We start from the raw sequence: 14,183 nt of genomic DNA on the forward strand, positions 1-14,183 counted from the left end.
TTGTAATTATATATATACATTACATCGAATAATTTGAAATTATTTCACAAATGTTAGTTTCCATTTTAATCAAAATCAGGTGTAATTACTTGTCTTGTTGCTTAAAATAAAAACGACATTTGTATTACGTAGGAAATACAAAAAAATAAGTTTTATTAGATCTTAATCATAAATCAACAAAAAAAATACATTGTAAATCAAACAGATAACCAATAATTAACATTGCAAAATGTCTAAAGTTAATCCAAAAGAAGAAAATGAATATGCAAAAAACATCAAAGATGAAGTTGTTTATATTGGTGATGCAATAAGCGGAAGAAAAGGTTATTGGTGCTTAGGATGTAACGAAGAAATGGATGCCGTAAAGAAAAAAAACATCTATCATAAATCTTATTTTAGACACTCGGCCAAAGGAGTTGACAATGAAAGAAAATGTACTTTTAGCAACCAAGAATACAGACATAAACTTGCAATAGAAATACTTCAGTTTACAAAACGTATAAAAGTTCCTAATCTTTACTCCTATTCCCCTGACGGAAAAAAAGCTGTTCTTTTGGAAGAAGCACAATTTATTGAAGCTCATCACGTAAGAGCTGAACTGACCTTTTATGAAGATGATGAAGGCAAGATAGTTCACGGGAAAAATCCAGATATAGAAAATAAAAATCTTTTGATACGACCTGACTTAACTTTCTTTAATTCTAAGGATGAACCTATCCTACTAATTGAGATTGTAGTTTCTCATAAATTAGATGATGAAAAAAAGGTTAAACTCAAAAGACTAGGAATAGACACAATTCAAATTATTATTCCTAAAGATTCAGAAGAAAATATTGCTAAAAGCTTACTAACATCAAATAATACTAAATGGGTTTATAATTATGTCCAAGAACGCACTGACTACATTCAAGTTTCCAAAGGAGATAGAGAGGAATTATCATCAATTGATGAACTCCAAAGAAAGTTTTTTGGAGAATCTGTCGTCTGCCGAACAAACCAAATTAGCAATCTTATACGATCAATTAAAAACAGTTTGGGAACTCAATTATACAGAAGAATTGAACAACAATTTGAATCTGAATTATCAAGAGTTAAGGCAAACACAAAAAGAAATAGAGAAAGACTGGAGGAGCTGGAAAGAGAATTTGAGGACGAAGTATATTCAAGTATTAGACACGAAGAAGAGGAAGTTGAACAAAGATCAAGAGACCTTGAACAACAACAAATTGCATTTGAGGAAAACCACTCAGATTTGGAAAGAAGATATATTAAACGCAGAGAATATATTACAAAGGAAGAAGCAAACACTGAGCGGGAAATTAAGTTCAGATACCGAGTTGGAGAATCTGAAGAGGACATTAGAAGAGATTTTGGACTCGAAGAAACTAGAATTGACAACGAGCAAAGTAAAATTAGAAGAGAAGAAAGATACATTGAAGTTAATTTTCGAGAAGAATCAAGATTTGCGCTTAATTTTGAAAGAGAAAACAGAAAGATTGAACGAGAATTTGAGGAACTTGAAAAAAGAGAACGAGAAGACTTTGAAAAACTTAGAAAAGGACTTCAATCAAAAGATGGAGAGTATAGAGAACTCAAAGCCGAAGTGGAGAATGGACTACGAAGCGAATTTGAAAGGGAATACGAACAAATTGTTGACAGAGTTAACCAAAGAGATATACAGTCAAACGATGAATTGTCCGAAAGAATTAAAAGCATACTTGAAATACGGGGATTACTTGACAATTACGAAAATGAAATATCAACCATCGGACAATATCAAAAATATCTTGAGTTTGTTAGAACAGGAGCTTGGAAAAAATGGTAAATCCTTTGAATGGTTTTTAGAAAACTACAATTTAAACATCAAAAAATAGTTGTTCTATGAAGTCTTATAAGTGATTTATTTCTAGCCGCTTTTAACGGAATTGAGCACTTTAAAAAAATAGAAAATGGTAATAAAGAAGTGATTAGATACACTAATCACTTCTTCATTTTTAATACTTTTTATCTTTGCTTGATTTGGGATCATTTCCAGGTTTGACGGTATCGCTATCCCTAATCGGCCCAGCATTTGGCCTGTGAATTCTAACCTCTCCACCTCCTGAATTTGCTGAAAACTGCTTCGCTAATTTTTCAGCCTCTTTTTGTGTGGAGGTAATTGCCGATGCTCTTTGTCCATTTTCTTTTTGAACATTCCATCCTTCTTGTCCTTTCTTCTGTGTAACGTGATAATTTGACATAGTATATATAATTAAAAATTTACAATTCTTCTTCCTTTATTTTCTTGCTGATTCTTTTTTCTAAAATCTTTAATTCCAACAAATCGATTTCTCTTCTTTTTTTTGAAAGCCCTTTAAAAATATTATAAGTATCTTGATGACATCTTTTAAGTTTCTTACCGCTTCCACAAAAACAATCATCATTTCTATACATTTTTGTAACATTAAAAACCGATAAAAATTCAATTACTTCTGTAATATTCTCTAATTTTAAAAGTTCACTGTAATACTGAAATATCCCCAAATTTCCATGCTCAAAATCTCCATTTGCCCATTTACCTTGAGAATCAAAATATATTTGATTAGCCAGATAAGGCAAAACATATTTGAGAAAAAAACTTTTAATCGTTATGCCTCTTTGTGAGACTAAATTTTCTTCCTGAAGAGAACAAACACAACAAGATCCATCGTCACTTATATGTCTGTCAGCAATATGTTTGATTTTTTTTCCTGTTTCAAAAAGCTTGGGAAATTCGTAAGGATATCTTGGAGGTGCAATTACTTTTATATTGAAACTATCCACATACATATTTGCACCGTCAAATATGTCTACTTCGCCTAAAAGAGTTTTAACCTTGCCCTCTTCCTCCAGCTTCATTTTTGGAAACATTTCCAAAACCTCTTCGATATCATTATCTAGTTTTGATCTTTGCATAAGGTCTATTTTCTCCAACAGTTTCTCTCAAAGAGTTTATATTTGGAACATTTATTATCTGAGGTTTAATAGTAATATCGCCTGAAATTGAGGTAGCTACATATGGTGATGACTTAAGGTATTTTATCCAGTCAAAAACATACTGAGTGTAAAAAAAACTATTATCCTGGTCTAAAAATATATAGCGTTTATCAGCTACAACGGAATATAATTTATCATCAAACTGCGCTCTGTCTTTAACATTCTGTCCCACAATTATTTCATTGCTTCCTGCATATGCCTGCATCTTAGCAGCTAAGCTCGTATGCAGACTGTATGTAGCAATCTCACTTGTATCCTCTTTACCAGCCACACCCCACAGCACCTTGTCATCATCCCCGAAATCAACTCCAATCTTTGTATAAATTCTCTCTATTCCATGTTGCTCAAATACTCTTTTTAAATCATTTTTTACAAAATAACTAAATAAGCTAAGAGCCATTAAACAATGATGGGTCGCCTTACTTCTGTCTACATTTTTACCTCCAAAATAAACAAACAGCCCATCTCCTTGTATTCTTTGTATAAATCCGCCAAAAGCCTGGCAGACATTTATGGCTGCCAATTGAATTGTGTTCGTAATAATCATATTGGTTTCTTCATCATACTTTTTAAAAAGATTTGTCGAGCCTTTTATATCAATAAATGCTGAAATGATATAATGTTTTTCAGTATTTGATGTTCCTTTTAAATACATAAAATCGGGATGATGGCCAATTATTTGATTATTTCGCGCAACCGCTCCCATGCTTTTTGCAATTGCTGTCAGATCGGTTGAAAGTGATAGTTCAGAACGATTTGAGATATAATCGCTCATTGTATATTTTTCTAGGGCAACTGCCTTTGTCTGGTCTGAAAATCGAACTGACTCGTTTAAATTCTTATGAATCTCGTTTCTATTAAGAGCTTTCTCAATAATATTTTGATATTTTAAAAATGTTTCCATGTGTTATATAATGTTAGTTACTAATGTTATTGCATAAATCAATAGAAGAATAAACTCAATTATGATTAATCTTCCGGCGTAAAAAAGTTTTTTATATTTTAATTGTAAACCACCTGCTAGACTGTAAGCCTGACAAGTCAGATCTTTTAAGAAATTCTTTTCTGACATCCCCTTAATTCTCTTTTCATATTGATCAAAAGTGGAATTCCTGACATCCTGAAAAAAAACAACTGACTCACTATTATCTGATGCACTTTTTAAATATGGTGTAATAGCAATAAGTGTTATGGTAATACTTGCAACAGCAAGAAAGGCTATACTGCCCAATACAAATACTGAAAAAAAGGTAACATCTTCCGGTTTACTCGAAGCTGCCAATGTTATTATACCACCAAGTATAGCTGTATTTAAAGCAAGATATAGATTGCTTTTCGTTTGTGTGCTTTCCATATAAACATCAAAGCGGTCAATTATAAATTTCACATGTTCTATTTTTTCTTTCATTTTATCTAAAATAATTTTAAGTTGTATTAATATTTAACTTACAAATCATATATTTGATTTGATATATGAGTCCCCTCACTCATATACCAAATCCGTTACTAACGCTTTTAGGTATATAGATGGAAACCAAACCAAATGACACAATAGATTTTAAGGAAATATGCAGTTCAGAATTACTTGATTATATTTCTTTTAAATCCGAATATCCAAAAGAAGCCGAGTTGGCTTTTGCAGAATTTTGCAGGCGTTTTGAAAAGGATCTGCTTCAGAAAGCAGAAATTTACTGTTTAAGATTTGGCTATAATGAAATCATTGCTTTGGATGTAGCGACCTGCGCTTTTGCCAGAATTTGGAAGTATCCGACATTCGATGCCGCAAAGTCAAAACATAAAAGTATTGATAAAGCAATTTTATTATGGATGTATCCCATTATGTATACCCAAATATTAAAATTTGAACATGCCGCAACATGTGCAGATCCAAATGAAGAAGAAGCTTTAGAAATAATTACCAATCTGGACAGTCTGGTAGATAAAATATCCGATAGTGATCAAATCGAAGATAAAAAAAACTTAAAAAGGAATTTACAAATTTTAGAAAGTGCCTTTGTAGGATTAACTGAAAAACACAAAATTATTTACCTAACCTATAAAGCATATGAACGAGTTGGAAAGAATATACCTAGGGCCGTGAGTAAGAAACTTCAGGAAACTTTAGATCTTGTTCCCGTTACAATACGGATTTACAAAAGAGATGCTAATAAACATGTTGATAACTATTTAAGAGAAAATAATGCAAGAAAATAGTAACCATAATATCAATTCAGAAAATTTAGACACTTATCTGGGCTCAATGGGATTTCTTTATCCAGTCAGTGAAGTACAACTGGACATATTTAATATTCTCTATGACAACTTTGATTTTAAATTAAAAGACGTTCATATTGATGTAGATTCCATTATAAATAATAAGATAAACAAAAAGTCAGTCATCCAGCTTAATGAATATGATCCATCGGAGATTAATGAGTTAAAAATGGCAGCTCGAAATGGCAATGAAAATTTATCCCAGGATATAATTGATAAAATGTATGAAAAGCACCGAAAAAAACGAGATGATAAAAGTTAGTTCTATAATTGGAATTAAAGATTTGGCAGAAACCATAGCATTAGAATATCCAGAAATAATAACCCCTTTAGAGCATATTCTTCTAGAAGAAGATTTAGATTTATATTATGACAATTATGGAAATGCTTTTGACGGAATGACAATCTATGCCGACTCACTGTTTCATGTTCATATTAATACATTTAGGGGAAATAAGCCTGGGAGTCCAAGAGCTCGCTTCAGTATCGCCCACGAGCTCGCCCATTACTTCATTGACAATCACAGGGTCGGATTAAAAAAAGGGTTATTAAAGCCACACCCTTCTAAAAATAATGAGCTTACACACTTTAGGATCGAAAAAGAAGCAGATTATTTTGCTTCTTGTTTGTTAATGCCTGAAGAACGGTTTAAAAAATTTGTCCTAAGAAAAAAATTTGATTTTTCTGTTATTAAAACCTTATCTGAGCATTTTCATACAAGTATAACTGCCACTGCAATACGATTTGCCGACTTGGGCAATCATCCCATTATGTTAGTTTTTGCTGAGAATGGAAAAATAAAATGGAAAAACTGCAGTAAAGATTTTCCTTTTCAATATCTATTATTCGGCAGCAAAGTTCCAGAAGATTCTGTAATGGGAGAATATTTCTATAAAGACAGGGTATCAACTGGCACGGAAGATGTCTGGGCTGTCGATTGGTTTGACTTTGTCACTGATAGAAACATTCATAGAAAATTTAAAGAACATTGCATACCACATAAAAATTTGGCGTTTAGCATAATTTGGGAATTATAAATTAAATATTATCTAAAAGAATTAAATTCTTTAAAACCCCAATTAATTCATTCAGATCCAAATTAATAAACTGTAAATATCTTCCCATTAGGAATAAAGATTCAAAATTCAAATACATTTTATTACAGAAAAATCAATATACAATTAGCCTAAATTAAATTATGGAAATAATATATCTTTTTATCAAAAATTTCAATAGTCTTAAAAATCAAGGAATAAATTTTGGAAGTGAATACAAATTTGATTTCAATACCGAAACAAGTACATTAACCACAGTAAAAAACGAACTATATATACCTTATTTTTACAACTACAATACAAATGAAACCACAGTGCTAAACCTTTCTACTATAATTGGTAAAAACGGTACAGGTAAAAGTAGTATCCTTGAATTTATAACAAAGAATTTCACTGCAGGCCAAAACTTACATGATGAATGTATAGTTGTATATAAGACAAGTAATATTTACAATCTTATTACTACCCAAGAAATTAACTATGATAAAAACATAATTAAAAACATTGAAGTACTTAAAAACAAAGAGTTCGATGATGATAAATTAAGTGAATTTTTAAATTTAGGATATAATTTCAGAGGCTTTCCTCAGACAGATTTCATTTATTTCTCTAATATTTTTGATGGTACTCCAAGCGAAAATATAAATGGACTTCATAACATTTCAACTAATTGTCTAATATTTGAAGATCATAATTTTGCAAGGTTGCAAAAAACAATCTTGCCTAATAATGCAAATCAGATTGGTGTTCATCTTATCGAAGATATATTTAGACAAGTAAGATTTATAACTGATGAAATATCAAAAGACAAACTTAGTTTTAAACTTCCTGAAACTTTAGATATTAGTCTAAATACAGAATATTTATTGAATGATAAAGTGTTTGATAATAATGATAAAATACAAAAAACATTTCTTTCCTTTAAAAGAAATTTTGAAAATGATTATAATTATGGAACTCTAAATACTCTGGATACTACCGTAAATAAATTCGTGTCATACGTTCTTTTAAATTTAATAAAAGAACTCCTATCTATTTCCTCATCCCTTTCAGAAATGGAATATAGTTTCAATTTTGAATATAGCAGTGATTTTCATCTTTCATCAGAAAAAATTCCTTTTAGATCATATCCATTCAGGAATGCTGTCCAATTATTCTTTGAGGCTGTCGAAAAAAAAATATCAAAAAACAAAGTAATAATAGACCTTGCCAACTCAATCCTTTTAAACACTAAAGAATTTGTAAATTTAATATTAGAGAATGAATCTGAACTCAAACAAGTTTACTATAACAACGAAAATGGCCCTACATTAGCAATTAATGTTGAGAATAAAAACCTTTTAGACAACTTTTTTTCTCTTTATCTTAAAACTTTTTCTGTTAATCCATATTTAAAATTCATTTGGAGAAAATTGAGCTCTGGCGAAAAAGCACTTTTAAATATATATTCAAGATTTTTCTCTCTGTCTGATCAACATAAATTTGGAAATAAATTAGCAGATAATATTATTATTTTAATTGATGAAGGTGATGTTTACCTCCATCCTTCTTGGCAAAAGAAATTTGTGAAAAATATATTAGAATATTTACCAATAATTTTTAAAAGTCAAAATAATCGCAAGCGAAATCTTCAAATAATTTTCACTACAAATTCGCCAATTCCTGCATCTGATGTTTTAAATTATAATACTGTTTTTTTAGATAAAGTTGTTATTGAAAAGAATGGAAATATTGAATTCAAAGTAATTGTAAAAGACAGTTTAAATGATCAAAAGGAAAATTTTGCTGCTAACATTCATACCCTTCTATCAGATTCATTTTTTGTAAAGAATGGCTTAATAGGCGAGTTTGCTTCAAGTAAACTTAATCAAATTATTGATAAATTAACTAAACGATCCGAGTTAAACAATCAAGATCGAGAGAATATGCGACGTTTAATCCATCAAATTGGAGAGCCAATATTAAAACATAAATTATTACAAATGTATAATGATAGATTTAACATGGAAATTCATGAAAGATTAGATAAAATAGAAAAAAAATTAGGATTATAAAATGGTAAAAATTGAATTAAAAAATAGCACTCAAATTATCAACTTTCACTACAATAATTTAACAATTAAAAATGGAAAAGAATGGACAATCATTAACCATCTTAACAATAGGATAAAAAAAAGCGCTGGCAAACCGAACCAAGCAAATTTAACTCAAATGTTTAATTATTTAATAACTAAGGTAAAAAAAGACATTAATGGCTTTTCAATATTAACAGCATCCCCACTAGAATTGGAAGATTTTAAAAATCATTTTGAGCAAACTTACGGCCCTTTATTAGACACTATTTATGAAGTAAGAACTACTCCGGCAGGAAAAGACACTCTATATAGAGATGATTTGCTCAAAGTTTTTTATTATAAAAGTTATGACAAATGGAAAGCTTACGAATTAGCTAAAGAAATTAATGTTAACGTATGTCCATATTGTAATAGGAGCTACACATTTGTATTAGGAGATGATTTAAAAAAAGGAACTCGCTTTGAATTTGATCACTTTTTTGACAAGTCTACTTTTCCATATTTGGCACTAAGCTTCTATAATCTAGTCCCTAGTTGTCATATCTGTAATTCAAGTTTCAAAGGTGATAAAAAATTCAAATTAGAATCTAGTATCCACCCGTATATTGAGAGTTTTGGGAATGACATCGTATTCTCAATACTCCCTAAAAACATTAATTTTATTAACGGCGACAGTGAAGATTATAAAATTAGAATTATAAAAAGCAGCAGAAAAATAGAAAATTTAAAGTTTAAGAGAGCATATACAAATATTAGAACATTCGGTCTGCTAAAATTATATAATATGCACAAAGATTATGTTAATGAAATCATACAAAAATCAATAGTTTATAATGATGACCACATAAAAGAATTATTTTCAAAGTATAAAGGAACATTGTTTAGAACAGAAGATGATGTAAGAAGGATGGTTTTAAGCAATTATATTAGTGAAGAAGAATATTCTAAACGACCATTGTCAAAATTAACAGCTGATATTTCAAAAGAATTAGGAATTATCTAATTTGTCATCCAACGTTTTTGAAGTTCGATCCCCTACGATACATACAAACCGCTCTTGAATAAAAATTTAAAATAATTATCTTACAAATTCAATTGAAAATAAGCCAATTTCTTTAAATCATTCATAAAATGGTTTGTAAATTGTTCAGTAGCCGTCACTTCTCGGGACAAAAGATAAAAATCATCTTTTGTCCCGTTTTTTTTTGCTCGTAATCTATTGTTTACCAGGTAGATACAGTTGATCATTTCATTGACTCGGGCGGTGCGGATTTTCTGTTCTTGAAATGTGAAATTTTCGGGAAAAATTAAACCAATTAATTCTCTAGAATCAGCTAAAGTGCCACCATCAAAGGCATCACCTAACTTTAAAAGGTTTTCCAATCCAGTTGTCGTTAAGTGCTCTATAGTGGTTCTGTCGTCCTCTACATTTCCGATCTCTTTTTCCAGATTACTGATAATAGCATTGTATTCAATTTTCATAAGATTATAATCCTCAGGATCAATTTTCTCACTTACTAACAGATTTCTGGCAACCGATAATTTCTTTTCGTAAGTTGCAATTTGCTCTAGTGACTTCTTTTTTTCATTAGCGACTAATCCAGTATGTTCTCTGTATCCTTCAAGCAGAACTGCTGAATATAGTTTCTTCACCTCCGGTAAAGGTTTAAATTTATTTAAATGCTCTTTAAAGACCTTGTTAGCTATTTCGGAATTCACTCTCCATTTACAAACTTTATCACAGTGATAATAGTAGTAATATTTATTCCTTCCTTTACATTTACTGCCTGTTAACTTTTGACCGCACTTTGGACAAAGAAAAAAACCTCGCAAAGGAAAATTCTCAATAGTCTTAATTTTTGGTCTATAAGTTCGTGCTTTACTATCAAGAACATCTTGTACCCTATAAAATAATCCCTCACTGATTATTGGCTCATGCTGACCATTGACCCACCTCTCCTCTTCATCTTTATACTTAGGAACAACTATCTTTCCGCAATAAAGTGGATTTCTTATAATAAGCCACAGGTTATTTTTAGAAATAGCAAAACCTTTTTCTTTGGCCATTTGATAAATAGATTCAGTGCTAAAAATATTTTTCGCAATCTGTTCAAAAACCCAAATAACCTTTACAGCTCTATCTGGTACAATGGCAATATACTTTTTCCCATCCTCAGTTATTTTATTAGCGTATCCATAAGGAGCCATTCCCATATGCCTACCCTATTTCTTTCCACGTCTAAGCCCTTGAAATGTATTTAGTGCTCTTCTGTCATTTTCAACCTCAGGTGCAGCCAAATAAAAAGCCAGCATCATTTTGTTTTCCGGAACACTCAGGTCAAGTGGCTGTTCTATGGCCTGCGGCTCTACACCCAGTTTCCTTAAAACATTTATCATTTGATAAGCATCGCCTGCATTACGGCTGAACCTATCCCACTTCATAAAAAGAACCAGATTAATTTTATTTTTATATTTCTTCACATCAGCAAGAAATTTTTTCCATTGAGGTCTGTTAAAAGTCTTAGCTGAATGATCTTCATAAATTACATTACGTATCTGTATTTGGTTTATACTGCAATATTTTCTTAGCATTTCCTCCTGATTACGTTGGGAGAAGCCCTTTTCAGCTTGCTCGTCGGTACTCACACGGATATATAAATCGGCTATCTTGCTCATTTTGTTTTATTTAAATGTTTCAACACAGCGATATTAGCAATTATTCTTAAGAAATACAAAATTTCCTCTGCTTGCTCAATTGTAACATCTAATCCCTCAGATCTAAGCATTTGCAAAGCTTTTTCCGGGGTCAACTTTGAATTACTGTAGTCAATATCTTTCTCCATAAGCACACTTTTTAAAATTCTTAAAAATGTAATTTAAATGCAGAAAAACTTCAAATATAATTAACAGCAGTACTTGGCCTTATAAGGAAGTCTATTGCCGACTTGAATCTTTTTAATCCTTTAATACTTTAGAAGATATCAAAAAAAACTAATTTTAGACTGATTCGAATCCAACAGTAAGTATCTGTCTAAGATGATTTTACCATCATAAAAATAAAGGTTTCGTTGACTATATAAATGATCTGAAGAGTGACTATCTTATAGAACTCCTTAAAAATTCTGGTACCTACCGCACTTATAAAGTTAGTGCATTAGGTAATGAAGCACGATTTAGTAGCGCTGCTCGTTTTACAAATGCATTTCAGTCCAGAACTGGGACTTGAGTTAGTTATTTTCTTAAACAATTAAAAAAGGTAATATATAACAACAATTTTTATGTTACATTGTTTTGTTTCTAATGCAAAATTTACTTTTGCTCACTTAATTAAAAAAAATGTATCATGAAAGATCTATTTGCAAAAATCAACGCAGAAATCGAAACATTTAAAACAGAGTCAGAATCTCTAATTGAAAAAGGATTTAAAGCCGCTGGAGCAAGAGCTCGTAAATCAACTTTAGAAATTGAAAAACTTTTGAAAGAGTTTCGAAAAGTTTCTATTGAGGAATCTAAAAAATAAATTCTATATTTATCTATTACTTGATTTGCCCTAAAGTTATCTTTAGGGCATTTTTTTTTAATTTTCAGTAGATTTCTATTTCGTATCTATTGACTATCAAGCCAATCTGTAGGTATTAATTTCTCGTTCCTTCTCTTGGCCACCTGTATTTTGTAGCATCAGTGTAACGTTTATTTTTATTCAAGTAAGGATGTTCCAATACAATAACTTGCAGGCCATTTTGTTTTTCTACTTCTTCAAAAATAACAACAACTGATTACCAATACATTACACACCAATGGTACAATATGGAACGAAGTAATTATTTTATTTCACGAAAGAACATATTTCCGTTCTGAAAGCCAATCATTTTAAACTTAATTAGACAGGCTTAGTTTCTGAATAAACTAAGTTTTTTTTTAATTGGAAAGAAATTACTTGATCATTAAAAAGGAAACTGTATCTCCCATTTTTTATCTCTTCTAAAATCTTACTGTTATATTCATTAATGCTCTATCAGCGCCGAAACATATTAATGCAATAAAAATGATGCATCGTACCAAGTAGAGCCATATTAAGATCATTAACAGGTTAAATTAATCCTCGTAGATTTCAATACTGCTTCTCCCCACCAAAGGGTAAAAGAAGCTGGAACGCAAGTTTTTCAATCTTTACAAAAACCCATAAAAAAGGTAGTAAAACCTGCAAATCCTAGGATTCGCAAGTTTTTTTTATACTGCTTTTCAAATTTTTTAAAACCGCTCTAAATCTCTATGGCAGAAAACTGGTTTGCTTTTCTTTACAACTCTTTATAATTGTAAATTTTCTGTAAAATACTAATTTGCAATAATTTTAAATTTTCAATTTTTTTACTTTGCAATTCTATTACGGAATTAATTGTGTCAAACATATTTTTCATCTCATTTGCCACTTTCTTTTGTAAATCAAGTGGAGGCAGAGATATTTTAATGTTAAGTAAATCTTTTTCTGAAATTGATGGAAATGCACTTCCCTTAATCAACGGATTTACGAATTGCTGAAAAGTTTCAGACAATAGATAATAAAATAAATAGTCTGCGCTCAACAAATTTTTATTGGGTCGCAAAATACAAAATACTGATGATACGACCGTCCTCTCATAATCTTCTCGAATTACTGCGATATTTTTTAAATTTGGGCGGTTTAGCGAAAAAATAATATCTCCTTTCACAGCACCATTTTTTGTCTTGTTGGGTAACTCTTTGCTAGTTAAAATTTTTGGCGCTTCAATTTTGTTTCTTTGCGTATTAATGGACTGTAAGTCAATATATGTAACAATGTCATTATTAGATATTTCAGTATGATTTTTTACCTTTTCAACTAAATTAGATAATCTTACCGTTTCCCAATTTGAATTGTAGTATTCCTCTTTAACAAGTTCAAATATTGAAGGGTTTACTTTTGCTAAATAATTTTCCTCTTCAAAAGATATAGATTCAATTTGTGAAATTAAATTTTCTGGTTTAAAAAGTTCCAAGTCAACAATTTTATTTGGATTCTTAGCACTTAAATTAAATTCCATTTTTTCGTTAAATGATACAGTCCAATCGTCTGGAGATTCAGAATTTTTATTATTTGTTGAGTTACGTCTTTCTACATTTTTATATAAATCAATGAATTCTTTAAAGTGGGCATCAGTAACAGGTCTATTTTTTGTAAAAATGAACGGGGCATTTAATTCATAATACCATATTTTAGAAGTTTTAGATTTTTTATCGAAAAATATAACATTCATCTTGGCACCACTGTAAGGCAAGAAAATACCTCCCGGCAAACTCAAAATCGTATGCACGTTAAAATTTTCTAATAAATTCTTCCTAACTTCATTAAAAACGTAACTTTTCTGAATCAATAAACTATCTGGCACTACTATCGCAGCCCTACCTTCTGGTCCTAACGATTCCATGAAATGTTGTAAAAAAAGTAATTCCAAGGAATTTGTAGCATCATAAAAATTATTTTTTGAAAAACTTTTCCCAAAAGGCGGATGAGAAACAACTACATCAAATTTTCCCTTAATTTGCAAATTATTTTCCGTGTTTTTAAGAGTATCTTGATTATATATATTTGGCGTTACTATTCCATTAAGGATCAGGTTTACCATGGACTTGCAACAAAAAGTCGGACAATTTTTTTAAGACCTATGCTACACTTTTAATTTTATAAAATTCTAGCTCCATTTCTTTAGGTGTTTTATATCCCAAAGAAGAATGCAGACGTTTTCTA

General features: G+C 30.4%; 15 protein-coding genes. 7 read left to right on the forward strand and 8 right to left on the reverse strand.

Annotated features, from left to right (window positions below):
* The first annotated feature begins 229 nt into the window (after positions 1-229).
* On the forward strand, positions 230-1,825 hold the full coding sequence (locus LL966_RS18600; protein WP_229355303.1) for a hypothetical protein: 1,596 nt from the start codon (positions 230-232) through the stop codon (positions 1,823-1,825).
* Between the two features lie 169 nt (positions 1,826-1,994).
* Here LL966_RS18600 and LL966_RS18605 read toward each other — a convergent pair whose 3' ends face one another.
* The 4 genes from LL966_RS18605 to LL966_RS18620 are packed head-to-tail and all read right to left on the reverse strand — an operon-like array spanning position 1,995 to position 4,423.
* Complete coding sequence (locus LL966_RS18605) at positions 1,995-2,240, reverse strand: DUF2188 domain-containing protein (protein WP_229355304.1); 246 nt, start codon at positions 2,238-2,240, stop codon at positions 1,995-1,997.
* A gap of 19 nt (positions 2,241-2,259) precedes the next feature.
* Positions 2,260-2,934 carry an SEC-C metal-binding domain-containing protein gene (locus tag LL966_RS18610; RefSeq protein WP_229355305.1) on the reverse strand — a complete coding sequence of 225 codons (675 nt, stop codon included), beginning with the start codon at positions 2,932-2,934 and terminating at the stop codon, positions 2,260-2,262.
* Entirely contained in the window at positions 2,912-3,919 is a 1,008-nt protein-coding gene (locus tag LL966_RS18615) for an adenylate/guanylate cyclase domain-containing protein (RefSeq protein ID WP_229355306.1), read from the reverse strand. Before LL966_RS18615 ends, LL966_RS18610 begins: the two co-directional genes overlap by 23 nt.
* A 3-nt stretch (positions 3,920-3,922) precedes the next feature.
* Positions 3,923-4,423: a Pycsar system effector family protein gene (locus LL966_RS18620; RefSeq protein WP_229355308.1), complete on the reverse strand. Its 501-nt coding sequence runs from the start codon at positions 4,421-4,423 to the stop codon at positions 3,923-3,925.
* A gap of 119 nt (positions 4,424-4,542) precedes the next feature.
* On the opposite strand from LL966_RS18620, the gene LL966_RS18625 reads away from it, so the two are divergent.
* From LL966_RS18625 to LL966_RS18645, 5 genes are all read left to right on the forward strand, one after another.
* Entirely contained in the window at positions 4,543-5,229 is a 687-nt protein-coding gene (locus tag LL966_RS18625) for an RNA polymerase subunit sigma (protein ID WP_229355309.1), read from the forward strand.
* On the forward strand, positions 5,216-5,551 hold the full coding sequence (locus LL966_RS18630; RefSeq protein WP_229355310.1) for a hypothetical protein: 336 nt from the start codon (positions 5,216-5,218) through the stop codon (positions 5,549-5,551). Before LL966_RS18625 ends, LL966_RS18630 begins: the two co-directional genes overlap by 14 nt.
* Positions 5,514-6,326 carry an ImmA/IrrE family metallo-endopeptidase gene (locus LL966_RS18635; protein WP_229355311.1) on the forward strand — a complete coding sequence of 271 codons (813 nt, stop codon included), beginning with the start codon at positions 5,514-5,516 and terminating at the stop codon, positions 6,324-6,326. The genes LL966_RS18630 and LL966_RS18635 overlap by 38 nt, the downstream gene beginning before the upstream one ends.
* Before the next feature lie 161 nt (positions 6,327-6,487).
* Positions 6,488-8,398 carry an AAA family ATPase gene (locus LL966_RS18640; protein ID WP_229355312.1) on the forward strand — a complete coding sequence of 637 codons (1,911 nt, stop codon included), beginning with the start codon at positions 6,488-6,490 and terminating at the stop codon, positions 8,396-8,398.
* Position 8,399: 1 nt separating this feature from the next.
* Complete coding sequence (locus LL966_RS18645; RefSeq protein WP_229355313.1) at positions 8,400-9,422, forward strand: hypothetical protein; 1,023 nt, start codon at positions 8,400-8,402, stop codon at positions 9,420-9,422.
* Between the two features lie 80 nt (positions 9,423-9,502).
* Here LL966_RS18645 and LL966_RS18650 read toward each other — a convergent pair whose 3' ends face one another.
* The 3 genes from LL966_RS18650 to LL966_RS18660 are packed head-to-tail and all read right to left on the reverse strand — an operon-like array spanning position 9,503 to position 11,262.
* Positions 9,503-10,633 carry a recombinase family protein gene (locus tag LL966_RS18650; RefSeq protein WP_229355314.1) on the reverse strand — a complete coding sequence of 377 codons (1,131 nt, stop codon included), beginning with the start codon at positions 10,631-10,633 and terminating at the stop codon, positions 9,503-9,505.
* 9 nt (positions 10,634-10,642) lie between these two features.
* A complete protein-coding gene (locus LL966_RS18655) occupies positions 10,643-11,095 on the reverse strand; it encodes a recombinase family protein (protein ID WP_229355315.1) in 453 nt (150 codons plus the stop codon).
* Positions 11,092-11,262 carry a hypothetical protein gene (locus tag LL966_RS18660; protein WP_161568446.1) on the reverse strand — a complete coding sequence of 57 codons (171 nt, stop codon included), beginning with the start codon at positions 11,260-11,262 and terminating at the stop codon, positions 11,092-11,094. Before LL966_RS18660 ends, LL966_RS18655 begins: the two co-directional genes overlap by 4 nt.
* A 500-nt stretch (positions 11,263-11,762) precedes the next feature.
* Between LL966_RS18660 and LL966_RS18665 the strand changes: the two genes are divergently transcribed.
* A complete protein-coding gene (locus LL966_RS18665) occupies positions 11,763-11,939 on the forward strand; it encodes a histone H1 (protein ID WP_229355316.1) in 177 nt (58 codons plus the stop codon).
* A 778-nt stretch (positions 11,940-12,717) separates the two neighbouring features.
* Here the strand turns inward: LL966_RS18665 and LL966_RS18670 are convergent.
* Complete coding sequence (locus LL966_RS18670) at positions 12,718-14,061, reverse strand: N-6 DNA methylase (RefSeq protein ID WP_229355318.1); 1,344 nt, start codon at positions 14,059-14,061, stop codon at positions 12,718-12,720.
* Positions 14,062-14,183 lie beyond the last annotated feature (122 nt).

The sequence above is a fragment of the Flavobacterium chungbukense genome (genome assembly GCF_020805785.1).
In the GTDB taxonomy this organism is placed as follows: domain Bacteria; phylum Bacteroidota; class Bacteroidia; order Flavobacteriales; family Flavobacteriaceae; genus Flavobacterium; species Flavobacterium chungbukense.

Coding starts and splice junctions, on each gene's coding strand:
- LL966_RS18620 (WP_229355308.1), bottom strand. CDS start 4,423: ATGAAAGAAAAAATAGAACATGTGAAATTTATAATTGACCGCTTTGAT.
- LL966_RS18600 (WP_229355303.1), top strand. CDS start 230: ATGTCTAAAGTTAATCCAAAAGAAGAAAATGAATATGCAAAAAACATC.
- LL966_RS18615 (WP_229355306.1), bottom strand. CDS start 3,919: ATGGAAACATTTTTAAAATATCAAAATATTATTGAGAAAGCTCTTAAT.
- LL966_RS18635 (WP_229355311.1), top strand. CDS start 5,514: ATGAAAAGCACCGAAAAAAACGAGATGATAAAAGTTAGTTCTATAATT.
- LL966_RS18670 (WP_229355318.1), bottom strand. CDS start 14,061: ATGGTAAACCTGATCCTTAATGGAATAGTAACGCCAAATATATATAAT.
- LL966_RS18650 (WP_229355314.1), bottom strand. CDS start 10,633: ATGGGAATGGCTCCTTATGGATACGCTAATAAAATAACTGAGGATGGG.
- LL966_RS18610 (WP_229355305.1), bottom strand. CDS start 2,934: ATGCAAAGATCAAAACTAGATAATGATATCGAAGAGGTTTTGGAAATG.
- LL966_RS18655 (WP_229355315.1), bottom strand. CDS start 11,095: ATGAGCAAGATAGCCGATTTATATATCCGTGTGAGTACCGACGAGCAA.
- LL966_RS18625 (WP_229355309.1), top strand. CDS start 4,543: ATGGAAACCAAACCAAATGACACAATAGATTTTAAGGAAATATGCAGT.
- LL966_RS18660 (WP_161568446.1), bottom strand. CDS start 11,262: ATGGAGAAAGATATTGACTACAGTAATTCAAAGTTGACCCCGGAAAAA.
- LL966_RS18665 (WP_229355316.1), top strand. CDS start 11,763: ATGAAAGATCTATTTGCAAAAATCAACGCAGAAATCGAAACATTTAAA.
- LL966_RS18640 (WP_229355312.1), top strand. CDS start 6,488: ATGGAAATAATATATCTTTTTATCAAAAATTTCAATAGTCTTAAAAAT.
- LL966_RS18630 (WP_229355310.1), top strand. CDS start 5,216: ATGCAAGAAAATAGTAACCATAATATCAATTCAGAAAATTTAGACACT.
- LL966_RS18645 (WP_229355313.1), top strand. CDS start 8,400: ATGGTAAAAATTGAATTAAAAAATAGCACTCAAATTATCAACTTTCAC.
- LL966_RS18605 (WP_229355304.1), bottom strand. CDS start 2,240: ATGTCAAATTATCACGTTACACAGAAGAAAGGACAAGAAGGATGGAAT.